Source organism: Chelativorans composti, from assembly GCF_039541695.1.
Lineage (GTDB): Bacteria > Pseudomonadota > Alphaproteobacteria > Rhizobiales > Rhizobiaceae > Chelativorans > Chelativorans composti.
Map to the genome: position 1 here is coordinate 230,974 of NZ_BAABGS010000021.1, position 22,687 is coordinate 253,660.

At 62.9% G+C, this 22,687-nt stretch carries 19 protein-coding genes; 13 read left to right on the forward strand and 6 right to left on the reverse strand.

Going from position 1 to position 22,687, the window contains the following annotated elements:
* The first annotated feature begins 76 nt into the window (after nt 1-76).
* Together ade and ABD906_RS09545 are read left to right on the forward strand one after the other, a co-directional pair.
* Complete coding sequence (gene ade, locus ABD906_RS09540) at nt 77-1,894, forward strand: adenine deaminase (RefSeq protein WP_345099210.1); 1,818 nt, start codon at nt 77-79, stop codon at nt 1,892-1,894.
* A 323-nt stretch (nt 1,895-2,217) separates the two neighbouring features.
* A complete protein-coding gene (locus tag ABD906_RS09545) occupies nt 2,218-3,336 on the forward strand; it encodes an oxidoreductase (protein WP_165278505.1) in 1,119 nt (372 codons plus the stop codon).
* Nucleotides 3,337-3,539: 203 nt separating this feature from the next.
* Here ABD906_RS09545 and ABD906_RS09550 read toward each other — a convergent pair whose 3' ends face one another.
* Nucleotides 3,540-4,997, reverse strand: a complete 1,458-nt coding sequence (locus tag ABD906_RS09550) for a TrkH family potassium uptake protein (RefSeq protein WP_345099211.1) — start codon at nt 4,995-4,997, stop codon at nt 3,540-3,542.
* Between the two features lie 144 nt (nt 4,998-5,141).
* Here ABD906_RS09550 and ilvA point away from each other — a divergent pair, with 144 nt between their 5' ends.
* From ilvA to ABD906_RS09575, 5 genes are all read left to right on the forward strand, one after another.
* A complete protein-coding gene (ilvA, locus tag ABD906_RS09555; protein ID WP_345099212.1) occupies nt 5,142-6,398 on the forward strand; it encodes a threonine ammonia-lyase IlvA in 1,257 nt (418 codons plus the stop codon).
* 13 nt (nt 6,399-6,411) lie between these two features.
* Nucleotides 6,412-6,960, forward strand: coding sequence for a DUF1697 domain-containing protein (locus tag ABD906_RS09560; RefSeq protein WP_345099213.1), 549 nt, complete (start codon nt 6,412-6,414; stop codon nt 6,958-6,960).
* A gap of 46 nt (nt 6,961-7,006) precedes the next feature.
* On the forward strand, nt 7,007-8,611 hold the full coding sequence (locus tag ABD906_RS09565) for a DEAD/DEAH box helicase (protein WP_417282018.1): 1,605 nt from the start codon (nt 7,007-7,009) through the stop codon (nt 8,609-8,611).
* A 325-nt stretch (nt 8,612-8,936) separates the two neighbouring features.
* A complete protein-coding gene (locus tag ABD906_RS09570) occupies nt 8,937-10,127 on the forward strand; it encodes an MFS transporter (protein ID WP_165278500.1) in 1,191 nt (396 codons plus the stop codon).
* Nucleotides 10,128-10,288: 161 nt separating this feature from the next.
* Nucleotides 10,289-11,320 carry a cysteine synthase A gene (locus tag ABD906_RS09575; protein ID WP_165278499.1) on the forward strand — a complete coding sequence of 344 codons (1,032 nt, stop codon included), beginning with the start codon at nt 10,289-10,291 and terminating at the stop codon, nt 11,318-11,320.
* Between the two features lie 107 nt (nt 11,321-11,427).
* Here ABD906_RS09575 and argC read toward each other — a convergent pair whose 3' ends face one another.
* On the reverse strand, nt 11,428-12,351 hold the full coding sequence (gene argC, locus ABD906_RS09580) for an N-acetyl-gamma-glutamyl-phosphate reductase (RefSeq protein WP_165278498.1): 924 nt from the start codon (nt 12,349-12,351) through the stop codon (nt 11,428-11,430).
* 328 nt (nt 12,352-12,679) lie between these two features.
* Between argC and ABD906_RS09585 the strand changes: the two genes are divergently transcribed.
* Nucleotides 12,680-13,252, forward strand: a complete 573-nt coding sequence (locus ABD906_RS09585) for an NADPH-dependent FMN reductase (protein WP_345099215.1) — start codon at nt 12,680-12,682, stop codon at nt 13,250-13,252.
* Nucleotides 13,253-13,441: 189 nt separating this feature from the next.
* Here the strand turns inward: ABD906_RS09585 and rpsI are convergent, their stop codons facing one another.
* From rpsI to ABD906_RS09600, 3 genes are all read right to left on the reverse strand, one after another.
* Nucleotides 13,442-13,918, reverse strand: a complete 477-nt coding sequence (rpsI, locus tag ABD906_RS09590; RefSeq protein WP_165278496.1) for a 30S ribosomal protein S9 — start codon at nt 13,916-13,918, stop codon at nt 13,442-13,444.
* A 4-nt stretch (nt 13,919-13,922) separates the two neighbouring features.
* Nucleotides 13,923-14,384, reverse strand: coding sequence for a 50S ribosomal protein L13 (gene rplM, locus ABD906_RS09595; protein ID WP_165278495.1), 462 nt, complete (start codon nt 14,382-14,384; stop codon nt 13,923-13,925).
* Between the two features lie 211 nt (nt 14,385-14,595).
* Entirely contained in the window at nt 14,596-15,033 is a 438-nt protein-coding gene (locus ABD906_RS09600; RefSeq protein ID WP_345099216.1) for a PaaI family thioesterase, read from the reverse strand.
* Nucleotides 15,034-15,317: 284 nt separating this feature from the next.
* Here ABD906_RS09600 and ABD906_RS09605 point away from each other — a divergent pair, with 284 nt between their 5' ends.
* The 5 genes from ABD906_RS09605 (at nt 15,318) to hupB (ending at nt 22,176) form a co-directional block, all read left to right on the forward strand.
* Nucleotides 15,318-16,601 carry an O-acetylhomoserine aminocarboxypropyltransferase gene (locus ABD906_RS09605; protein WP_165278494.1) on the forward strand — a complete coding sequence of 428 codons (1,284 nt, stop codon included), beginning with the start codon at nt 15,318-15,320 and terminating at the stop codon, nt 16,599-16,601.
* 276 nt (nt 16,602-16,877) lie between these two features.
* The gene (gene clpP, locus ABD906_RS09610; protein WP_165278493.1) at nt 16,878-17,510 is read left to right on the forward strand and encodes an ATP-dependent Clp endopeptidase proteolytic subunit ClpP; all 633 of its coding nucleotides are present in this window, start codon (nt 16,878-16,880) and stop codon (nt 17,508-17,510) included.
* Between the two features lie 263 nt (nt 17,511-17,773).
* Entirely contained in the window at nt 17,774-19,051 is a 1,278-nt protein-coding gene (gene clpX, locus ABD906_RS09615; RefSeq protein ID WP_345099217.1) for an ATP-dependent Clp protease ATP-binding subunit ClpX, read from the forward strand.
* Between the two features lie 244 nt (nt 19,052-19,295).
* Nucleotides 19,296-21,710: an endopeptidase La gene (gene lon / locus ABD906_RS09620; RefSeq protein ID WP_345099218.1), complete on the forward strand. Its 2,415-nt coding sequence runs from the start codon at nt 19,296-19,298 to the stop codon at nt 21,708-21,710.
* A gap of 190 nt (nt 21,711-21,900) precedes the next feature.
* Entirely contained in the window at nt 21,901-22,176 is a 276-nt protein-coding gene (gene hupB, locus ABD906_RS09625) for a DNA-binding protein HupB (protein WP_165278490.1), read from the forward strand.
* Between the two features lie 74 nt (nt 22,177-22,250).
* Here the strand turns inward: hupB and ABD906_RS09630 are convergent, their stop codons facing one another.
* On the reverse strand, nt 22,251-22,595 hold the full coding sequence (locus tag ABD906_RS09630; protein ID WP_165278489.1) for an SMR family transporter: 345 nt from the start codon (nt 22,593-22,595) through the stop codon (nt 22,251-22,253).
* Nucleotides 22,596-22,687: the final 92 nt, after the last annotated feature.

Sequence of the window (22,687 nt, forward strand, 5' to 3'; positions counted from 1 at the left end):
GTGACTATGCTGCCGGGGTTGGCGACCGGCCCGGGTCGGGCGAGGCGGCATGGGATCACTGCGACTGGTAAGGATCATGACGATAAAGACAGAAAAGAATTCAACGGCCCTGAAACCCCGTCACGAGGTCATGCCGCTTCTGGTGGATGTGGCAATGGGCCGTGCCACGGCGGATCTGGTGATCCGCAACGGCCGCTGGGTCAACGTGCATTCGGGCGAGATCATTCCAAACACGGACCTTGCCATCGTGGCGGGCCGCTTTGCCTATTGCGGGCCGGATGCGAGCCACACGATCGGCGAGAACACCGAGGTCGTCGACGCTGGCGGACGCTATCTCGTGCCTGGCCTGTGCGACGCGCACATGCACGTCGAAAGCGGCATGGTGACAGTCACCGAGTTCTGCCGCGCCGTTATTCCCCACGGTACGACCAGCATGTTCATCGATCCGCACGAGATCGCCAACGTGCTTGGCATGGAGGGTGTACGCCTGATGCACGACGAGGCCATGGCGCAGCCCGTCAACGTCTATGTCCAGATGCCCTCCTGCGTGCCCTCAGCACCCGGACTGGAGAATGCCGGCGCTATCCTTGGTGCGGACGACGTGGCCGAGGCCATGACCTGGCCGAACATCATCGGCCTCGGCGAGGTGATGAACTTCCCGGGCGTGGCCATGAACGATCCCACCATGGTGGGAGAGATCGCCGCCTCCATGAAAGCCGGCAAGACCATCGGAGGTCACTACGCTTCGCCGGATCTCGGGCTTGCCTTCCACGGCTATGTCGCCGGCGGCCCGGAGGACGACCACGAGGGCACCCGTATGGAGGACGCCATCGCCCGCGTCCGCCAGGGCATGAAGGCCATGCTGCGCCTGGGCTCGGCCTGGTATGACGTGGCCACCCAGGTCAAGGCGATCACGGAGGAGGGGCTCGACCCGCGCAACTTCATCCTCTGCACCGACGACAGCCACTCCGGCACGCTGGTGAACGATGGCCATATGGACCGCGTCGTCCGGCATGCGATCGCCCAGGGGCTGAAGCCGGTGACCGCGATCCAGATGGCGACCATCAATACGGCCGAGCATTTCGGCCTTGCGCGCGAGCTGGGCTCGATTGCCCCCGGTCGTCGCGCCGACGTACTGATCGTCTCCGACCTTGCCACGATGGCAATCGACGAGGTCTACGCCCGCGGCCGCCTGCTCGCCCGCGACGGCAGGCTCGTCGCCGACATCCCCGCGTGGGACTATCCGGCGAGCGCCAAGAACACGGTGAAACTTGGCAAGTCGCTGTCGCCCGAGGACTTCGACATTGCCGCTCCCGAGGGCGCCAACAGCGTCCGGGCGCGCGTCATCAACATCATCGAGAATCAGGCCCCGACGCGCGCGAGTGTTGCCGAGCTCAAGGTCGAGAACGGCCTCGTCACCATGGACCGCGGGAACGACATCTGCCAGATCGCGCTGGTCGAGCGCCATCGCGGCACCGGCACGGTGGTCAACGCCTTCGTTTCCGGCTTCGGGTACACGAAGGATTGTGCGCTGGCCTCCACCGTCGCGCACGATTCCCACCACATGCTGGTGGTCGGCACCAACAAGCGTGACATGGCGATTGCGGCCAACCGCCTCAACGAAGTGGGCGGCGGCGTGGTCCTGATTTCGGAGGGCAGGGAGCTTGCTCTGGTCGAGCTGCCGATTGCCGGTCTCATGTCCGCCGAGCGGGCGGAGATCGTGGCCGAGAAGGCCTCGCGCCTAACGGAGGCCATGCGCGAAATGGGCTGCACGCTCAACAACGCCTACATGCAGCACTCGCTGCTGGCGCTGGTGGTGATCCCCGAGCTGCGCATCTCCGACATCGGCCTGATCGACGTTACCACCTTCCAGAAGGTCGATCTGTTCGTCTGATCCGGCACGGATGGGTTGGTCACGGGAGCTCCGCCCGAATTGCGCCAGAACAATGCCCCCGACCGTTTTCGTGCTTCAATGGAAAGCCGGAACGGTCCGGCAGCCCTCGGGGGAAACGCCTTTGCCGCCTACGGTAGTCTGGCGCAAACGGAGATCTGGATCGCTCCCCGGTTTTGTCCGATGCTTGGACGACTCGAGCCGGACAGGGGGGCTTCCGTTCCGGCAAGCCCGCACCTGATCGGGGACAGTCCGCAGGCTGGCCCGTCGTCTGTCCCCACCCGCTTGTCCGGTCACCTCAGGCATTCATCTTCGAGAGAGCTCTCATGACATCACCACGTCTGTTCACTCCGATCGAGATTGGCAAGCTGAAGCTGGCCAACCGCATCGTCATTGCGCCGATGTGCCAGTATTCGGCCGAGAACGGCTGCATGACCGACTGGCACACCATTCACTACGGCAACCTCGCGCTCTCCGGCGCGGGCGCCCTCACCATCGAGGCGACCGCCGTGGTTCCGGAGGGCCGCATCACTTATGGCGACGTCGGCCTCTGGGATGATGCGACCGAAGCGGCGATGGGCCGTGTTCTGGACTCCATCCGCCGCTGGTCGGACATGCCGATCGTCATCCAGCTGGCCCATGCCGGACGCAAGGCTTCCACCGAGAAGCCGTGGCTTGGCGGTCACCAGCTTGCGCCGAATCATCCGAACGGCTGGCAGACGGTCTCCGCCTCCGCGCTGGCCTTCAAGGAGGGGGACAACCCGCCGGTGGCGCTGGACAGGGATGGTCTTGCCCGCGTGCGCAACGCCTTTGCCGATGCGGCCCGCCGCGCAGCTCGTCTCGGCATTGACGCCATTCAAATCCACAGCGCCCACGGCTATCTTCTGCACCAGTTCCTGTCGCCCCTGTCCAACCGGCGTGACGACGAATATGGCGGCAGCCTCGAAAACCGCATGCGCTTCCCGCTGGAGGTGTTTGACGCTGTGCGTGACGCCTTCTCGGCAGACCGGCCGGTTACTGTGCGTGTCTCCGGCACCGATTGGGTGGAAGGCGGCTGGGATATCGAGCAGACCCTCGAATATGCAAAGGCGCTGGAGGCGCGCGGCTGCGACGCCATCCACGTGTCGAGCGGCGGTCTGGATCCGCGCCAGCAGTTCTGGGTCGGCCCGAACTATCAGGTCCCGCTCGCCCGTGCTGTGAAGCAGGCCACCAGCATGCCCGTGGTGGCGGTGGGCCTGATCACCGATTACGAGCAGGCGGAGGCAATCATCGGCACCGGCGATGCCGACATGATCGGCATTGCGCGCACCATCCTCTACGATCCGCGCTGGCCGTGGCACGCGGCGGCCCATCTCGGCGCGACGGTGCAGGCTGCGCCTCAGTACCTGCGAAGCCAGCCCCATCGCTATCGCTCGCTGTTCGAGCCGATGAAGCAGAAGGGCTGACGGCCATACAACCGACCGGCCTCATGGCAAGCCTCTCGAACCATGAGGGCGTCGAACCATGATACCGGTCGATGGTGTTCTCCCGGTTGGTGCCAGACTTCCCCTCATGTTTCGGCAGGATCGACATGAGGGGAGAGCTGCCCCGGCCCCGTCTGGGGCCCTCAGAACGGTCGTGACGCCTGCGGCCGTATTCCGTATTCTCTTTAGCGCCGCCAGAACATTGGCGTGAAGATCACGAGCACGGACAGGATCTCGAGACGTCCGAGCAGCATGGCGAAGGCCATGATGAACTTCGCCACGTCGCTGAAGCTTGCGAAACTGTCGTCCGGCCCGACCATGGTTCCGAGCGCCGGACCGACGTTGGTAATGGCCGTCAGAGCTGACGTGACCGCGGTGACGAGATCGATCCCGGTGGCGGCGAGCAGCAGGATGATCGCCGCCCACACCATGAGGAATGCGGCCAGAAACAGCACTACCGCCCGCTGTAGATCTTCCTCCACCGGCCGGTCGCCGTAGCGGACGATCTGGATGGAATTCGGGTAGACCAGCCGCCTGAGGCCGTTGCGCAGGAGTTCGTAGAGGATCAGGAAGCGGTAGGCCTTGATGCCGCCGGCCGTGGAGCCGGAGCAGCCGCCGAGGAACATCGCCAGAAATGCGGCAGCCACGCCGAGCGAGCCCCATTCGCCGTAGTCTTCGGTGAAGAACCCGGTCGTCGTGATGATGGACACAAAGTTGAAGGCCGAATGCGTGATGGCGCTGGCGAACGAGCGGTCGGTGGAGAGTTGCAGGTAGATTGCGCCCAGAATAACGAACAGCAGGATGTAGGTCGCGTAGACCCTGATCTGCGGATCCTTGAGCGCGTCGGCGCGGCCCTTCACCAGGAAGAGGATCAGCACCGGAAAGGGCAGTCCGCCGATGAACATGAAGATGGTGGTGATCCACAGGATCGTCGGGTGGTCGTTGTAGAAGCTCATCGACGCGTCGTGCGTGGAGAAGCCGCCTGTGGAGAGCGTGGTCATGGCGTGGTTGAGTGCGTCGAACAGGCGCATGCCGGCGAAGGTGAAGGCCATGGCGCACAGGAAGGTCAGCATCACATAGATACTGATGAGCGACCGGACGAAGATCGAGAAGCGGTCAAAGGGCTGGTCCTCGACATGGGTCGACTCGATCTTGAAGTACGAGACGCCGCCCACGTTGAGGAAGGGCAGGATGAACAGGCCGAGGGCGATCACGCCGAGGCCGCCCACCCATTGCAGCAGCGAGCGCCACAGCAGGATTCCAGGGGGCATGAGATCCAGCCCGACGAGCACCGTTGAACCGGTGCTGGTGACGGCAGAGACCGCTTCAAAGAATGCGTCCGCCACCCGCAGGTCGAGAGAGGAGGCGATCAGCGGCACGGCTCCGACCACGCAGGACGTAAACCACAACAGGCTTACCAGTATGAAGCCGAAGCGCGTCGACAGCACCGGCCTCGACCCTTGGGTGGCCAGCGCCACGCCTGCCGCGAGCCCGCCGCTGAAGAAGGCGGAGACCGCGAAGACCCGCCAGTCGTCATTCCCGTAATAGAGGTCGACTGCGGACGGAAACAGCATCGCCACGGACAGGTAAAGTGCGAAGATCGAAGCTATGTGGATCGCGGCGCGAACAGCCGTGTACTGCACAGGCAGGTCCTCCAGGGCGCTTCAACATTGATGTGCGCGATCGGTCGAAGACGAGATTCGCGTCACGCAGCACAATATGCGATAGCAAGGGTGTGACTGAAATCAGCGCGATAATCCAGCCGTTGCGTGACAAGGACCGCAGGAATGAACGCTTTTGTTGAGCGCGTGAAGAAGGCCGAAGAGGCCCTGGGCGCATTGTTTCCGCCGACACCCCTCCAGCATAACGCATATCTTTCGCGAAAGACGGGCGCGCACATCTACCTCAAGCGCGAGGATCTGACGCCCGTGCGGTCCTACAAGCTGCGCGGCGCCTTCACCTTCATCCGCAGGGCGCTGGAGGCGGACCAGGGTGTCGAAAGCTTCGTCTGCGCCTCCGCCGGCAACCATGCCCAGGGCTTCGCCTATGCCTGCCGCCATTTCCGCAAGAAGGGCGTCGTCTTCATGCCGGTCACCACCCCGCAGCAGAAGATCGACAAGACGCGGCTTTTCGGCGGTGAGTATATCGAGGTCCGTCTGGTCGGCGACTTCTTCGACGACTGCAACCGCGCGGCGGAAGTCTTCGCTGCCTCGACAACCGCCCTCATGGTTCCGCCTTTCGATCATGAGGACATCATCGAGGGGCAGGCGACCATCGGCCTCGAGCTCGTCCAGCAGCTGGGCGACCGCCTGGACGGCGCGCTGATCATCCTGCCGGTGGGCGGAGGCGGCCTGGCTTCCGGCGTCACTTCCTATCTCAGGGAGGTTGGAGCAGGGTGCGAATTTCTCTTTGTCGAGCCCGCGGGCGCGCCGAGCCTGGCCCGCAGCCTCGAGGCCGGCCGTCGCATCCGGCTGCCGCTGGTCGACACGTTTGTCGATGGAGCGGCGGTGGCCGAAATCGGCAAGGAGCCCTTCCGCCGCCTGAAATCCTTCCCCGCCGAGTCGGTACATCTGGTTCCGGAGAACAGCATCTGTTCCGCCATCATCGACATGCTCAACATCGAGGGCGTGGTGCTGGAGCCCGCCGGCGCCATGTCCATTGACGTGTTGAAGACGCTGCCGCGCGCCAGCATCAAGGGCCGCACGGTGGTCTGCCTGATTTCCGGGGGCAACTTCGACTTCGAGCGCCTGCCTGACGTGAAGGAAAGGGCGCTTCGCTTCGAGGGCAAGAAGAAATACTTCATCTTCCGTTTCCCGCAGCGTCCCGGCGCTTTGCGCGACTTCCTCGGCCTGCTCGGACCGGAGGACGACATCACCCGCTTCGAGTACCTGAAAAAGTCCGCCCGCAACTTCGGCTCGGTGCTGATCGGCATCGAGACCAAGGATGCGAGGAACTTCAAGGGCCTGATCAAGCGTTTTGACGAGTCCGGCTGGGCTTATCAGGATATCACTGACAACGAGACGATCTTCAGCCTGCTGATCTGAGGAAGGCAGCCATATGGGTGAGGTGGCCTATGTCGTTCTGTTCCGAGGCGTCGGCGGTGCCACGCTACTGCCGGTAAGGGAGCTGCGCGCCCATCTGGAAGAAGGCGGCTTCCGCCATGTCTCGACCTATATCAACTCCGGCAATGCGGTCCTTGCGTCCCCCATGGCAGAGGGCGAGGTGGCCGAGCACGTGACGGCTATCGTCCGCGCCTGCATGGGCTTTGACAAGCACGTCTTTGTCCGCTCGCTCGCTGATTGGACCGCCTCGATCGAGGCGAACCCGTTCGTCAAGGCGGAGGCTGAGCCTACGAAGCTCCACCTTTACACGCTGGAGCGTGAGCCCGAGCCGGAGGCGGTTGCGCGTCTGAAGGCGAGGGCCAAAGGGACAGAGCGTTTCGCCGTGAGGGGCAGGACACTCTACCTTCATACGCCGGACGGCATGGGAACGTCTCTTTTCGCCCAGAAGATCGAGCCTACGCTGGGACTTGCCGCCACGGCGCGCAACTGGCGGACGGTTTTGAAGCTTGGCGAGATGCTGAGAAAGATTCCGCTGCTGAAATAAATCGTTTGCTATTTGCTTCCCTCTGGCCCATATGTGCGTCAGGCGCATGGGCCGGCTGTCCGGCTTTCTCCGCAATGGGACTGGTTGCGCTTGCCTCCCGCGGCCTTCGAGTCCGGGAAAAGGTTGCGGAAGGGCCGCAGCCGCGACAGCGCAGCCGTGCGGGATGACCCGCCGCCTTGTCGTTTCAGAAGAAAAATCCGTTTGGCGGGTTGCGCCCCGCCGCACCAGCAGCGTGCATTGTCGCACGCGCAAGAAAGAGACCATTTTGACGAATACAATCGAAGCAGCTCGCACCGGGTTCGCCACCCTTGGCATTTCCGGCATGCTGCTGAAGGCGCTCGAAAGCGCCGGCATGACCGAGCCGAAGCCGATCCAGGCCGAGGCAATTCCCCACGCTCTGGAGGGCCGCGACATTCTGGGCCTCGCCCAGACTGGCTCCGGCAAGACGGCCGCCTTTGCGCTGCCGATCCTCGCCCGCATCATTCGTGAAGGCGCCCGCAACAAGCCGCGCACGGCCAAGGCTCTCATCCTCGCACCGACCCGCGAGCTCGCGGTCCAGATCGAGGACGTGATCCGCGCTCTGTCCAGGGGGTCGCGCATTTTCACCGCGCTGGTTCTGGGTGGTGTGTCGCGCGGCGGCCAGGTCCGCCGTCTCGCCCAGGGCGTCGACGTGCTGATAGCCACGCCCGGACGTCTTGCCGACCTGATGCAGGAAGGAGCTGTCACCCTGTCCGAGACCCGCTATCTGGTGCTGGACGAGGCCGACCGCATGCTCGACATGGGCTTCATTCATGAGGTCCGCCGCATCGCGAAGGCGACCCATCCCGACCGCCAGACGCAGCTCTTTTCGGCCACCATGCCGAGGGAGATCGAGTCCCTGGCGGCCAGCCTGCTCAAGCATCCGGTTCGCGTCGAGGTAGCCCGTCAGGGCACCACCGCCGCGGAGATCCGCCAGAGCGTCATCATGGCGCGCGTCAAGCAGAAGCGCGGCGTTCTTGCCGAGCTTCTTTCCGGCGATGCCATGAAGCAGGTGATCGTCTTCGCGCGCACCAAGCACGGCGCCGACCGCGTGGCCCGCGACCTCGAACGCGACGGGTTCGCTGCCGCCGTGATCCACGGCAACAAGTCCCAGAACGCGCGCCAGCGCGCGTTGAACGATTTCCGCACCGGCAGGGCCCGCGTTCTGGTGGCGACCGACATCGCCGCGCGCGGCATCGACGTGCCCGGCATCAGCCACGTGGTCAACTACGACCTGCCGGATGAGGCGGAAAGCTACGTCCACCGCATTGGCCGCACCGGCCGCAACGGCGCCTCCGGCGAGGCCATCACCCTGTGCGATCCGGCCGAGATGAGCCGTCTGCGCCAGGTGGAACGGCTGATTCGCCAGAAGCTCGCCGTCACCCGCGACGTGACCGGTGTTCCGGCGGCCGAGCACGGGACCCGTGCTCCGGCTTCGCGCGGGGCCGGCAATGCCCGTTCCGCCCCGGTCGCGCGAAAGGCCGAAACGGCGGAGCAGGGCAGGGGGCGCGACAGCCGCCCGCACGCGGTTCACGCCCGCGAGGACCGGCAGGCGGCAGGAAAGCCGCGCCAGCGCCGTCGCAATCGCCGTCCGGCCAACCAGGATCAGCGACGCGACACCCGCGCCGCCTGACCCCGTAACGACTTCGATCCCGTCACATGGCGGGGAACTTCGAGAAGTTCCAGCGCCGTCCGGCCCTCCGGGCGGCGTTGCCATATTCCAGTTCCTCTGTGCAGACTCCGCATGACCGTCCCCCCGCAACGAGCATGCCGCTTTCCGAACCGGCCATCCCAACTTATCCGGGACAGGCAGGGCCCTGTGCGGTGCCGTCGGCTGCCTTCCTGTTTCCCGATTCTCGGCCAGCTCCGGGCCGGAAATTATCATCTCATACAAACAACTGGACCTCTGCCGCCGGCAAACTAAAGTACCGCCGTTCGATCTCAGGGGAGGTGAGTCGATGGTCGGGATTGTTGCGCTTACGGCAGCCTACATGCTGTCGCAGTTCTATCGCTCTTTCCTGGCCGTGCTGACCCCCGTTCTTTCTCAGGAGCTGAATGCCACCAACGCCGAACTCTCGATGGCGTCGGGTACGTGGTTCATTGTGTTCGCCCTCATGCAATTCGCGGTCGGCATGGCTCTCGACCGCATCGGGCCGCGGATCACGACGGCTGCGCTGCTCGGCCTCTGCGGAACGGCAGGCGCTCTTCTGCTTGCCGTGGCATCGAGCCCCTGGGCCGTGATCGTCGCCATGGCACTGATCGGCATGGGCTGCGCGCCGGTGCTGATGGCCTCCGTGTTCATCTTTGCCAAGCTCTATCCGCCGAAGCGGCTGGCGACGCTCACCTCGTCCTTCATGGGGCTCGGACTGGTGGGCAGCATCATCGGCACGTCGCCGCTTGCTGCCGCGGCGGAATACTGGGGCTGGCGCGCGGTGATGATTGGCTTTGCCGTCGTCACCCTGGCCTGTGCGCTTCTGATCTACCTGTTCGTGAAGGAACCTCCGCGGGAGCAGGCCCCGTCGACCGATGGCTTTATTCGCGGTTATGTCGAACTGCTGCGGACGCGCTCGATCCTCTTCATCATCCCTATGGCACTGGTCATTACCATTGCCTCCCAGACGATCCGCGGCCTGTGGATGGGACCGTATCTGCATGACGTCTATCACGCCGACCCCGTCGAGATCGGCCAGATCGCCCTCTACATGGCGATCGCTCTTGTGGTGGGCTCGTTCGCCTACGGCCCGCTCGACACCATTTTCCGCACCCGCAAGTGGATCCTGGTCTGGAGTTCCATCGTCACCATCGCCGTGCTCCTCTGGCTGACGATGGAGCCGGAAGCCCCGATGTTCCACCTGATCTCGGCGCTGGTCGTGATCGGCTTTTGCGGCAGTGGCTATGGCGTTCTCCTTGCCCATGGCAAGGCGTTCATGCCCTCCCACCTGATCGGCCGCGGCTCGACGCTTCTCAACTTCTTCTCGATCGGCGGCGTGGGAGTGGCGCAGTTCATCACCGCCGGCATCTACGCGGCCGCAGCCGTTCCGGGTGATCCGGCATGGGGCTATCAGGTCGTTTTCCTGTCCCTCGCGGTGATGATGATCGTGGGGCTGTTGTTCTACCTCTTCTCCGAGGATGCGGCGCCGGTGCGATAAGATTTTGCGCCGGAGCCGACATGCCCGGGATGATGGTGAAAAATAATTTTCAAATGACGTCGATTATCGAATTTTAATGCCAGAAATCGACGCGCCGAAGAAACCCCAACCTTGCCAGCAGGGGGGCCTCTTTCTAGTGTTCGGGCAAAAGAGGATTTCCCATGTATTCGTCTGTACTGGAAGCTATTGGCAACACGCCGCTCATCAGACTGAAACGCGCTTCGGAAGAAACGGGGTGCGAGATCTACGGCAAGGCCGAATTCATTAACCCCGGTCAGTCCATCAAGGACCGCGCCGCTCTCTTCATCATCCGTGACGCGGAGCGCCGCGGGCTCCTGCAGCCGGGAGGCCGCATCGTCGAGGGAACCGCGGGCAACACCGGCATCGGCCTCACGCTGGTCGCCAAGGCCCTGGGCTACCGCACGACGATCGTGATCCCCGAGACCCAGAGTCAGGAGAAGAAGGATGCCCTTCGCCTGCTGGGCGCCGAGCTGATTGAGGTTCCCGCGGTTCCGTACCGCAATCCGAACAATTACGTGCGCCTGTCCGGCCGCCTCGCCGAGCAGCTCGCGAAGACCGATCCCAACGGGGCGATCTGGGCCAACCAGTTCGACAACGTTGCCAACCGCGAGGGGCACCGTGTCACCACGGCCCGCGAGATTTGGGAGCAGACGGGCGGCAAGATCCACGGCTTCGTTGCCTCCGTCGGCAGCGGCGGCACGCTGGCAGGCGTTGCCGCGGGCCTGCGCGAATTCAACAAGGACATCAAGATCGGCCTTGCCGATCCGCGTGGCGCCGCGCTCTACAGCTACTACACGACCGGCGAGCTGAAGTCGGAGGGCGACTCCATCACCGAGGGGATCGGCCAGGGCCGCATTACCGCGAACCTCGAGGGCTTCCGCCCCGACTTCGCCTACCAGATCCCGGATAGCGAGGCGCTGCCCATCATCTTCAGGCTGGTCCAGGAAGAGGGGCTCTGCCTCGGGGGCTCGACGGGCGTCAATGTCGCCGGAGCCATCCGGCTGGCCAAGGATCTCGGCCCCGGTCACACGATCGTGACCATGCTCTGTGACTATGGAACCCGTTACCAGTCGAAGCTGTTCAACCCGACCTTCCTGCGCACCAAGCAGCTTCCGGTTCCGGAGTGGCTGGAGCAGAAGGTCGAGATCGACGTTCCCTTCGAGCCGGTGTGAGTTTGTACTGAACGGTGACCGGGCAAATCTCAGGCAACACTGCCCATGGAAAAAGCCGCGCTCTTTCGAGTGCGGCTTTTTCTGTGACCTCCCTACGGGCCGGGCGTTCACCCCTTCAGCATCAGGTCAAGGTTCTGGACGGCCGCGCCCGAGGCTCCCTTGCCGAGGTTGTCATAGACGGCGATCAGCAGCGCCTGCGCCCGCTTGTCGTTGGCGAAGACATGAAGCCGCATCCGGTTGGTGTTGTTGAACACCTCCGGCTGGATCTCCGGTGAGCGGTCGATGGCCTCGAACGGCGCCACATCCACGACGCTGTCTTCCAGCGAGGCGAAGTGGTCGGCGATCGCCTCGTAGATCTCAGCGCCCTTCGGCACGCGAAGCAGGTGTCCGAGCTGCAGCGGCACCATGGTGATCATCCCCTGCGCGAAATTGCCAACCACCGGCTGCATCAGCGGATCCAGCCCGAGCTTCGCATACTTGCGGATTTCCGGCAGATGCTTGTGGTTGAGCGTCAGCGCATAGGGCAGGTACTCCGGAGCATCTTCGCCCTTGGCCTCGTAATCCTCGATCATCGAACGGCCGCCGCCCGTGTAGCCGGAGATGCCGTTGATGGTGACGGGGAAATCGGCCGGCAGCAGGCCCGCCGTGATCAGTGGGCGCAGCATGGCGATCGGACCCTGCGGCCAGCAGCCGGGATTGGCGACGAAGCGCGCCTTGGCGATGATCTTGGCCTGCTCCCTGTCCATCTCTGGGAAGCCGTACACCCAGCCCTCAGCGGTGCGGTGGGCTGTCGAGGCGTCGATGATGCGCGTGCTGCCGTTCTCGACCAGGGAGACGCTCTCGCGCGCCGCATCGTCCGGCAGGCATAGGATCGCGATGTCGGCGGCGTTGAGATATTCGGCGCGGGCGGCGGGGTCTTTCCGGCGCTCGACGGGAATCGAGATCAGTTCGATGTCGCTGCGTCCCTCGAGCCGTGAGCGGATCTGAAGGCCGGTGGTGCCGTGTTCGCCGTCGATGAAGATTTTTGCCATTGTCGTGCGCCTGTGAAAAAGTCGCGTATCACATGATCCAATCGGCCGGGAAAATCAACCGCGCAGCGCGGCAGAAACGCCTGGAGCGGGCAATTCCGCAGGCCGTGGCCCGTTCACGTCCGCCAATGAACACAGTGTTCACTTTTGCGACAAAGTCGGGCCTTGACCGGAAACCTCCCAGAGAGTTGAAAGCGCGTGGGGGCGGGCGGTTCTATCGTGCTGCAGGATCTGCAGATCGCCGTCGCGCGTCCCGGAGAATTGTGTGTTTGTCAGGACCAGCGTGGCCGGTGCCATGCGGCAACAGTAAGTGCAATAGAACAATAGAAGAATGACTCTCAGGCTGAACATCGTAATCGGAAGCACCCGCCCGGGCCGCGTCGGCCCCGTCATCGGCAATTGGCTCAAGGAATTTGCGGCAAAGAACAGCAAGTTCGCCGTCGAACTGGTTGACCTTAAGGACTTCGATCTGCCGCTCCTGGACGAGGCCAACCACCCGGTTCTGCAGAAGTACGAGCACGAGCACACCAAGCGCTGGGCGGCGAGCGTCGCTTCCGCCGATGCCTTCATCTTCCTCACGCCGGAATACATGTCCTTCCCGCCGGCCTCGCTGGTCAATGCGCTGCAGGTCGTGACGCGCGAGTGGGCCTACAAGCCGGCCGGCATCGTGAGCTATGGCGGCATTTCCGGCGGCCTGCGCGCTGCCCAGGAGCTGCGCCAGCTGGTCGCCAACCTCAACATGCACGCTCTGCCGCAGACGGTTCCGGTCCCGCAGTTCGCCCAGTTCATCAACGATGAGAGCACGTTCGTGCCGAGCGAACCGATCGAGCAGGGCGCCAAGGGCCTTCTGGACGAGCTGTACAAGTGGGCTTCGGCCCTGCAGGCGATCCGTCAGGCCGCCTGACGCGATCCGCACGGAATACAGTTTCAGAAGGGGCCCCTCGGGGCCCTTCTTTTTTGCCCGCAGAAAGCTCTCCTTGCCCGCAGAGATCTCGCGCTGTTTTCTGCCTCGGTTTTCTCGGCTGCGGGCGAAGTTGGGGCAACAAAAAAGCGGGCTTGAAGCCCGCTCTTCTGCAAATTCTGTAGCGCTGGATTAGCGCTTGGAGAACTGGAAGGAACGGCGGGCCTTGGCGCGGCCGTACTTCTTGCGCTCCACCACGCGGCTGTCGCGGGTGAGGAAGCCGCCCTTCTTGAGGACGCCGCGCAGCTCCGGCTCGTAGTAGGTGAGTGCCTTGGCGATGCCGTGACGGACAGCACCGGCCTGGCCCGACAGACCGCCGCCGACGACCGTCGCAACGATGTCGTACTGGCCGACGCGGTTGGCGGCCACGATCGGCTGCTGCAGGATCATCTGCAGAACCGGACGTGCGAAGTACTTGTCGAACTCCTTGCCGTTGACGGTGATCTTGCCGGAGCCCGGCTTGACCCACACGCGGGCGATGGCGTTCTTGCGCTTGCCGGTGGCATAGGCGCGGCCATAAGCGTCGAGCTTCTGCACATGGACAGGAGCGGCCGGCTCAGCGGCCTGCGTCGCGGCGCCCAGTTCCTGGAGTGAATTCAGTTCAGCCATCGGCCTACACCCTTACGTTCTTCTTGTTGAGCGCTGCGACGTCCAGCTTCTCGGGGTTCTGGGCCTCGTGCGGATGGTTCGGGCCCGCATAGACGCGCAGGTTCTTCATCTGGCGGCGGCCAAGAGGACCGCGCGGAATCATGCGCTCGATGGCCTTTTCCAGAACGCGCTCGGGGAAGCGGCCTTCCAGGATCTGGCGAGCGGTGCGCTCCTTGATGCCGCCGATGTAGCCGGTGTGCCAGTAGTACTTCTTGTTCTCGTACTTGCGGCCGGTGAAGACGACCTTGTCGGCGTTGATGATGATGACGTTGTCACCGTCGTCGACGTGAGGCGTGTAGGTCGGCTTGTGCTTGCCGCGCAGGCGGTTGGCAACGAAGGCGGCGAGGCGGCCGACGACGAGACCCTCGGCGTCGATCAGCACCCACTTCTTCGTCACTTCCGCAGGCTTCTGCGAAAAGGTCTTCATGGTGATGCTTCCACTAATCCAATCCTGCGGGCCTCCGCAGGACTTTTCTTGTTGCTTGAACCGATGGCTTGCGCCCTCGAAACGTGACCTAGGTCACGGTTGCGCGCTTATACGTGCACAGCAGCGCCGAGTCAATATCCGCCTGCCGGGCATCGCTCGCGTAAGTCTAGCAAAAACAACGGGTTAATGTTGTGGTATTATTTTACCGCATTTAACGTGCGGTCGGGATCGAATATGTGCCGGTCGCGTGGGCGATGAGGGAGTTGTCGTGGCGCCAGTAGAGAGCCGCGTCGAACACCATGAGCCGCTTGCCGAGCTTGAGGATCCGGCATTCGGCTTCGATGATGCCGGGGCCCGCCTTGCGCATGTAATTGATGTTGAGGTTGGTGGTGACCGCCAGTTCCTCGGGCCCGATGTGGGACAGCGCGCAGCCATATCCGCCGATGTCGGCCAGGGTGAAGAGGGTGGGGCCCGAAACCGTGCCGCCCGGGCGCAGGTGCCGCTCGTCCGCTTCGAGGCGCGCCAGGCAGAAGCCTGGCCTGACGTCTGTGATCGAATACTCGGCTCCGAGCTGCGGGTACACACGGCGCATCAGCGCCGTCACCTCGCTGGCGGAAAGAACAGGTGTCAGGCCGGTGTCAGTTGTCATGTCGCCCTCCCGTGGAAGCCGGAGAATGACCTCTCCCCGGCCGCGATTCAAGCCTCGCCCGAATGGCCGGTGACAAGGCCGGCAAGAAACGGGAGCAGCGGGTTTTCACAGGGCAGGGAGGCGAGAAATCAGATTTCTCTGAAGTGCGGCTGGAGCAAATGAAATTGCTCTTATAAAGCCAATGGCGAAGGAAACGCGCCTTTGCCTGCAATCGGGCGACCGCTATTGATGGGCTCGGCTAAATCGTTTGCTTTGCTACGTCTGCTGTCTGAAGGAGGATTTCGATGACTGAACGCACGCCGGGCTTCAATACGTTGGCGGTCCACGCCGGTGCGAAACCCGATCCCGCGACGGGCGCCCGGGCGACCCCGATCTACCAAACCACGTCTTATGTCTTCAACAACGTTGAGCACGCGGCGTCCCTGTTCGGTCTCCAGGCCTTTGGCAACATCTACACCCGCATCATGAATCCCACCCAGGCGGTGCTGGAAGAGAAGATCGCGGCTCTCGATGGAGGCACCGCTGCGCTCTCCGTCGCCTCGGGCCACGCCGCCCAGCTGCTGGTGTTCCACACCATCATGCAGTCGGGCAAGAACTTCGTTGCCGCCCGCAAGCTCTATGGCGGTTCGATCAACCAGTTCGGCAACGCATTCAAGAACTTCGGCTGGGAGGTTCGCTGGGCCGATCCGGCAGACGTGTCCACCTTCGAGAGCCAGATTGACGAAAACACCCGCGCCATCTTCGTGGAGAGCCTCGCGAACCCCGGCGGCACCTTCGTCGATCTCGAGAAGATCTCCGAGGTTGCCCGCCGCCACGGACTGCCGTTGATCGTCGACAACACGATGGCAACGCCATATCTCGTCCGTCCGATTGAGCACGGCGCCGACATCGTCGTCTACTCGCTCACCAAGTTCATGGGCGGCCACGGCAACTCCATCGGCGGTGCGATCGTGGACGGCGGCACCTTCGACTGGTCGAAGTCCGGCAAGTACCCGATGCTCTCCGAGCCGCGTCCGGAGTATGCTGGCCTTGTCCTGCATCAGGCATTCGGCAACATCGCCTTCGCGATCGCCGCCCGCGTCCTCGGCCTGCGCGACTTCGGTCCCGCCATCTCGCCGATGAACGCCTTTCTGATCCTGACCGGCATGGAGACGCTCGCGCTTCGCATGCAGCGCCACTGCGACAACGCCCTGAAAGTGGCCCAGTGGCTGAAGAACCATCCGGCCGTCGCCTGGGTCTCCTATCCGGGCCTTCCGGAGGATCCGAATCATGCCCTGCAGCAGAAGTATTCGCCGAAGGGCGCCGGTGCCGTCTTCACCTTCGGCTTGAAGGGCGGCTTCGACGCGGGCGTCAAGGTGGTGGAAAGCGTGAAGCTGTTCTCGCATCTCGCCAACATCGGCGACACGCGCTCGCTCATCATCCATCCGGCGTCGACCACGCACCGCCAGCTTTCGGACGAGCAGAAGATCGCCGCCGGCGCGGGGCCCGACACCATCCGCCTGTCCATCGGCATCGAGGATCCCGAGGACATCATCGCCGACCTGGAACAGGCCTTCGCCGCGCTCTGATTTCTTTGGAACGTCCGGGGGTGCGGCCATTGCGCCGCGCCTCCCTCACTTTTCAGTCCGCCCCTTGTTCGGAAGCGCCGGCACCCCATATACGCTGCGCCCTGCGCGAGCCCGGTGTTGGCCAGCCCTGTCAGTAGACCGGGAGCAGGTTTTAACGATAACCAGCCGCGGGCCGATGTTGGCCTTGCGCAACGTGGACAGGGCATCTTATATCGGCTGAAGTGATCGAATCTGCCGCTCATCCGTGTTGCGGTCAGCCAAACAGAAGGTTCTCCCATGGCAAATCCTGTCGAGACTGCCCTCAATCTTGTCCCGATGGTTGTCGAACAGACAAACCGTGGTGAGCGTGCCTATGACATCTTCTCCCGGCTTCTCAAGGAACGCATCATCTTCCTGACGGGCCCTGTCGAAGATGGCATGGCCTCGCTGGTCTGTGCCCAGCTCCTCTTCCTTGAGGCAGAGAACCCGAAGAAGGAAATCGCGATGTACATCAATTCGCCTGGTGGCATCGTGACGAGCGGTCTGGCGATCTATGACACCATGCAGTTCATCAAGCCGCCGGTCTCCACGCTCTGCATCGGTCAGGCTGCGTCGATGGGCTCGCTGCTGCTGACGGCTGGCGCCAAGGGCATGCGCCTGGCGACGCCGAACGCGCGCATCATGGTTCATCAGCCTTCGGGCGGCTTCCAGGGCCAGGCTTCCGACATCGAGCGGCACGCCCAGGACATCATCAAGCTGAAGCGCCGCCTGAACGAGATTTACGTGAAGCATACGGGCCAGGACTACGACACCATTGAAAGGACGCTGGACCGCGATCATTTCATGACTGCGGAGGAAGCGAGAGACTTCGGTCTGATCGACCGGGTCATTTCCTCCCGTGAGGCGGTCGAGGAAAACCCGGGGGCATGACGCGACGGTCGCACTGGGCTTCCTGTCGCGTTACGGTCTCGATTACCGATGATCTCATGCAGATGGAAAGAGACATTAAGGTAATTTTGAAGATCGGGCTCCCTATATAATCCCCAGGGGTTGTTGCCGCGCATTCCAATTTGTGTTTCGTTGGCAATTCGCATCGGGGAACCAAATCCCCCGATCATCGCTCTTCCTGCTAGAATGGGGAGGGCGGCTGGCAAAGACCCGAGGGGCGCGGGTGTACTGAAAGGACGTGTGAGATGAGCAAGATCGGCAACGGCGGCGGCGGAGACTCCAAGAACACGCTGTACTGCTCGTTCTGCGGAAAGAGCCAGCATGAGGTGCGCAAGCTGATTGCAGGCCCGACCGTGTTCATCTGCGATGAATGCGTTGAGCTGTGCATGGACATCATCCGCGAAGAGAACAAGTCTTCGATGATGAAGTCCCGTGACGGCGTGCCGACACCGCAGGAAATCATGGCGGTTCTGGACGACTACGTGATCGGCCAGACTCACGCGAAGCGCGTGCTCTCGGTTGCGGTTCACAACCACTACAAGCGTCTGGCCAACGCCAGCAAGAACAGCGATGTCGAGCTTGCCAAGTCCAACATCCTGCTGATCGGCCCCACCGGTTGCGGCAAGACCCTTCTTGCCCAGACGCTCGCCCGCATCATCGACGTGCCGTTCACCATGGCCGACGCGACCACGCTGACCGAGGCCGGCTATGTGGGTGAGGATGTCGAGAACATCATTCTGAAGCTGCTGCAGGCGGCCGACTACAACGTGGAGCGCGCCCAGCGCGGCATCGTCTATATCGACGAGATCGACAAGATCAGCCGCAAGTCGGACAACCCGTCGATCACCCGCGACGTGTCGGGCGAGGGGGTCCAGCAGGCGCTTCTGAAGATCATGGAAGGCACGATTGCTTCTGTTCCGCCGCAGGGCGGCCGCAAGCATCCGCAGCAGGAGTTCCTGCAGGTGGATACGTCCTCCATCCTGTTCATCTGCGGCGGCGCCTTTGCCGGTCTCGAAAAGATCATCTCCGATCGTGGCCGGAAGACGTCCATCGGCTTCAGCGCCAATGTCGAGTCGCCGGAGGACCGCCGGACCGGTGAGATCCTGCGCCAGGTGGAGCCAGAGGATCTGCTCAAGTTCGGTCTGATACCGGAATTTGTCGGCAGACTTCCCGTATTGGCTACGCTGGAAGATCTGGACGAAGCGGCTCTGATCCAGATTCTGACACAGCCGAAGAATGCGCTCGTGAAGCAGTACCAGCGGCTGTTCGAGATGGAGAACGTGGAACTGACGTTCCATGAGGGAGCTCTGGTGGAGATTGCCCGCAAGGCGATCGAGCGCAAGACCGGTGCCCGTGGCCTCCGCTCCATCATGGAGTCCATCCTGCTGGACACCATGTTCGAGCTTCCCTCGCTGGAGGGTGTTCAGGAGGTGGTGATCTCCGAGGATGTGGTGCACGGCAAGGCCCGTCCGCTCTACATCTACGCGGATCGCGGCAACGAGAAGGGCAGTGTCAGCGCTTGAGGCGTGGCGGCTGAGTCCCTGTGGAGCACCGGCAGTTGCAGCTTGCCTCATCCGAAGGGGGCTGCAATTGAATCCAAGGGTGCTCTTGATCTTGCCACCTGGAACATCCACCTATGGGATGAAAAGTGGCGGTTGTTCAATCCGATTTGGGCGTTGCTGGGGGCAAGCCTTTACAGGGTGAACGAAGCCCGGAATCCAACTGTTCGCGGGCCGGGAAACCGACTGCGACCAAAAAGGCTGACAAATGACGGAAAACCCGAACATTTCTGGCGATACGCTTTTTCCGGTACTGCCTTTGCGCGATATTGTGGTTTTCCCCCACATGATCGTGCCTCTCTTCGTGGGGCGCGAGAAGTCGATCAAGGCGCTGGAAGAAGTGATGGGGGCGGAAAAGCAGATCCTGCTCGCCACCCAGATGAACGCAGCCGATGACGATCCTGCCCCGGGCGCCATTTATGACGTCGGCACCATCGCCAACGTCCTGCAGCTGCTGAAGCTGCCGGACGGCACGGTCAAGGTGCTGGTCGAAGGCGTCAGCAGGGCGAAGATCACCGGCTTCACGCCGCGCGAGGAATTCTACGAGACGACGGTCGAGCATCTAGTTGAGCCGGTCGATGATCCGGTCGAGGTCGAGGCGCTCGCGCGTTCGGTCATCGCCGACTTCGAGAACTATGTGAAGCTCAATAAGAAGATCTCGCCCGAGGTTCTGGGCGCCATAGCTCACATCGAGGATTACTCGAAGCTGGCCGACACCGTTGCGTCGCACCTTGCGATCAAGATCCCCGAGAAGCAGGAGATGCTCTCGACGGTCTCCGTGCGCAACCGGCTTGAGAAGGCCATGGGCTTCATGGAGGCGGAGATCTCCGTGCTCCAGGTCGAGAAGCGCATCCGCAGCCGTGTGAAGCGGCAGATGGAGAAGACCCAGCGCGAGTACTATCTGAATGAGCAGATGAAGGCCATTCAGAAGGAGCTGGGCGAGGGCGAGGATGGCCGCAACGAGATCACCGAGCTCGAGGAGCGGATCAAGAAGACCCGCCTGAGCAAGGAGGCTCGCGAGAAGGCCCAGGCCGAGCTGAAGAAGCTGCAGACCATGTCGCCCATGTCTGCGGAGGCCACGGTTGTCCGGAACTATCTGGACTGGCTGCTCTCGATCCCGTGGAAGAAGTATTCCAAGATCCGCACCGACCTGAAGTATGCCGAGGAGGTGCTGAACGCCGACCATTACGGCCTTGAGAAGGTCAAGGAGCGGATCGTCGAGTACCTGGCTGTCCAGAGTCGGCAGACGAAGCTGAAGGGCCCGATCCTGTGCCTCGTCGGACCGCCCGGCGTCGGCAAGACCTCGCTCGGCAAGTCCATCGCGAAGGCCACCGGCCGCGAGTTCGTGCGCATGGCGCTGGGTGGCGTCCGTGACGAGGCCGAGATCCGCGGTCACCGCCGCACCTACATCGGCTCCATGCCTGGCAAGGTGATCCAGTCCATGCGGAAGGCGAAGAAGTCCAACCCGCTCTTCCTGCTCGACGAGATCGACAAGATGGGCATGGACTTCCGGGGCGATCCGTCGTCGGCGCTGCTGGAGGTGCTGGATCCGGAGCAGAACTCGTCCTTCATGGACCACTACCTCGAAGTCGAATATGACCTCTCCGATGTCATGTTCGTCACGACCGCGAATACGCTGAACATCCCGCCGGCCCTCATGGACCGCATGGAGATCATCCGTATCGCCGGTTACACCGAGGACGAGAAGATCGAGATTGCCAAGCGGCACCTGCTGCCGAAGGCGATCCGCGAGCACGCCCTGAAGGACGGTGAGTTCTCGGTTTCCGAGGATGCGCTGAAGATGGTGATCCGTCACTACACCAGGGAAGCTGGTGTCCGTAACCTCGAGCGCGAGCTGATGAAGCTGGCGCGCAAGGCGGTGACGGAGATCATCAAGACTGGCAAGGAAAAGGTCGAGATCACGACGGAGAACCTCGACAAGTACCTTGGCGTCCAGCGTTACCGCTTCGGCGAGGCCGAGGGCGAGGATCAGGTCGGTGTCGTCACGGGTCTGGCCTGGACCGAGGTTGGCGGCGAGCTTCTGACGATCGAAGGCGTGATGATGCCCGGCAAGGGCAAGATGACGGTCACCGGCAACCTGCGCGACGTGATGAAGGAGTCCATCTCCGCGGCTGCCTCCTACGTGCGCTCGCGCGCGGTGGACTTCGGCATCGAACCGCCGATCTTCGACAAGCGTGACATCCACGTCCACGTGCCGGAAGGCGCGACGCCGAAGGATGGTCCGTCTGCGGGTGTCGCGATGGTCACGGCCATCGTTTCCGTGATGACCGGCATCCCGGTCCGCAAGGACGTCGCCATGACGGGCGAGATCACCCTGCGCGGTCGCGTGCTGCCGATCGGCGGCCTGAAGGAGAAGCTCCTGGCGGCGCTGCGCGGCGGCATCAAGAAGGTGCTGATCCCGGAAGAAAACGCCAAGGATCTGGCGGAAATTCCGGAGAACGTGAAGAACGGTCTGGAGATCATTCCGGTCAGCCGCGTGGGCGAGGTGCTCGAGCACGCTCTGGTGCGCAAGCCCATTCCGATCGAATGGGTTGAGCCCGCCACGTCGTCCGCCACGGTCGAATCTGGCGAGGACGCGGCCGCCCAGGCGATTGCTCACTGACGGCTCATCGGACTTTACCGGATGAAGCCGGCCCCTCGGGGCCGGCTTTTTTTAACAGAAATTGCTCGGAATCCGTGGAATTCCTAGGGTTCAGCCGTTTTTCCAGCTTGGTGAAAGCGCCCGATGTTCCTAAACTGCAGGCCTTGCCCGTGAATCGATTGCGGGCGCCATCAACAGGGGTTTGTTGTTTATGAATAAGAACGAGCTAGTGTCTGCCGTTGCTGCCAAGGCCGGCATCTCCAAGGGCGACGCACAGTCGGCAGTCGACGCCGTCTTTGCCGTGATCACCGACGAGCTCAAGGCGGGCCGTGACGTACGCCTCGTTGGCTTCGGCAACTTCAGCGTGTCTCGCCGGGAGGCAAGCACCGGCCGCAATCCTCAGACGGGCGCAGAAGTTCAGATTCCGGCACGGAACGTTCCGAAGTTCACGGCCGGCAAGGGCCTGAAGGACGCGGTCAATTCGTAAGCATTTCTCCTGCAAGGAGAGGGAAAAAAGGGCCGGGAAACGCCGGCCCTTTTTTCATGCCTATCTTGCGCGGGTCAGTGCAGGATGCTGCGCGAGAACAGGTTGATCACCACGACGCCGGTGAGGATGAGCGCGATGCCGATGATCGCTGGCCCGTCAAGCAGCTGCCGGTAGAACACGAAGCCGGCGAGCGAGATCAGGACGATTCCGAGCCCGCTCCAGATCGCATAGGCGATGCCGATCGGCAGCGTCCGGAGCGAGATCGACAGAAAATAGAATGAGGCGCCGTAGAACAGTGCGGTTGCAAGCGTCGGCCAGAACCGCGTGAACTGCTGTGTGGCGGCCAGGAATGTCGTTCCGATCACCTCGCAGATGATGGCCGCGATCAGCACCGCATAGGCAGAGAAGCTGGAAGTCATGGAAACGTCCTGTGTTGGCACGGCTTACCTATAGCAGGACTTTGCGGTTTTTCGGAGCGCGTTCGGCGTGAAAACACCATCGCATCATTGGC

Excerpts from the sequence above, each read along its gene's own strand:
- ABD906_RS09630 (WP_165278489.1), bottom strand. The coding sequence starts at position 22,595 with ATGACTTCCAGCTTCTCTGCCTATGCGGTGCTGATCGCGGCCATCATC.
- lon (WP_345099218.1), top strand. The coding sequence starts at position 19,296 with ATGACGGAAAACCCGAACATTTCTGGCGATACGCTTTTTCCGGTACTG.
- ABD906_RS09560 (WP_345099213.1), top strand. The coding sequence starts at position 6,412 with ATGGGTGAGGTGGCCTATGTCGTTCTGTTCCGAGGCGTCGGCGGTGCC.
- ilvA (WP_345099212.1), top strand. The coding sequence starts at position 5,142 with ATGAACGCTTTTGTTGAGCGCGTGAAGAAGGCCGAAGAGGCCCTGGGC.
- hupB (WP_165278490.1), top strand. The coding sequence starts at position 21,901 with ATGAATAAGAACGAGCTAGTGTCTGCCGTTGCTGCCAAGGCCGGCATC.
- clpP (WP_165278493.1), top strand. The coding sequence starts at position 16,878 with ATGGCAAATCCTGTCGAGACTGCCCTCAATCTTGTCCCGATGGTTGTC.
- rplM (WP_165278495.1), bottom strand. The coding sequence starts at position 14,384 with ATGAAGACCTTTTCGCAGAAGCCTGCGGAAGTGACGAAGAAGTGGGTG.
- rpsI (WP_165278496.1), bottom strand. The coding sequence starts at position 13,918 with ATGGCTGAACTGAATTCACTCCAGGAACTGGGCGCCGCGACGCAGGCC.
- clpX (WP_345099217.1), top strand. The coding sequence starts at position 17,774 with ATGAGCAAGATCGGCAACGGCGGCGGCGGAGACTCCAAGAACACGCTG.
- ABD906_RS09570 (WP_165278500.1), top strand. The coding sequence starts at position 8,937 with ATGGTCGGGATTGTTGCGCTTACGGCAGCCTACATGCTGTCGCAGTTC.
- ade (WP_345099210.1), top strand. The coding sequence starts at position 77 with ATGACGATAAAGACAGAAAAGAATTCAACGGCCCTGAAACCCCGTCAC.
- ABD906_RS09565 (WP_417282018.1), top strand. The coding sequence starts at position 7,007 with ATGGGCCGGCTGTCCGGCTTTCTCCGCAATGGGACTGGTTGCGCTTGC.
- ABD906_RS09575 (WP_165278499.1), top strand. The coding sequence starts at position 10,289 with ATGTATTCGTCTGTACTGGAAGCTATTGGCAACACGCCGCTCATCAGA.
- ABD906_RS09600 (WP_345099216.1), bottom strand. The coding sequence starts at position 15,033 with ATGACAACTGACACCGGCCTGACACCTGTTCTTTCCGCCAGCGAGGTG.
- ABD906_RS09605 (WP_165278494.1), top strand. The coding sequence starts at position 15,318 with ATGACTGAACGCACGCCGGGCTTCAATACGTTGGCGGTCCACGCCGGT.
- argC (WP_165278498.1), bottom strand. The coding sequence starts at position 12,351 with ATGGCAAAAATCTTCATCGACGGCGAACACGGCACCACCGGCCTTCAG.
- ABD906_RS09585 (WP_345099215.1), top strand. The coding sequence starts at position 12,680 with ATGACTCTCAGGCTGAACATCGTAATCGGAAGCACCCGCCCGGGCCGC.
- ABD906_RS09545 (WP_165278505.1), top strand. The coding sequence starts at position 2,218 with ATGACATCACCACGTCTGTTCACTCCGATCGAGATTGGCAAGCTGAAG.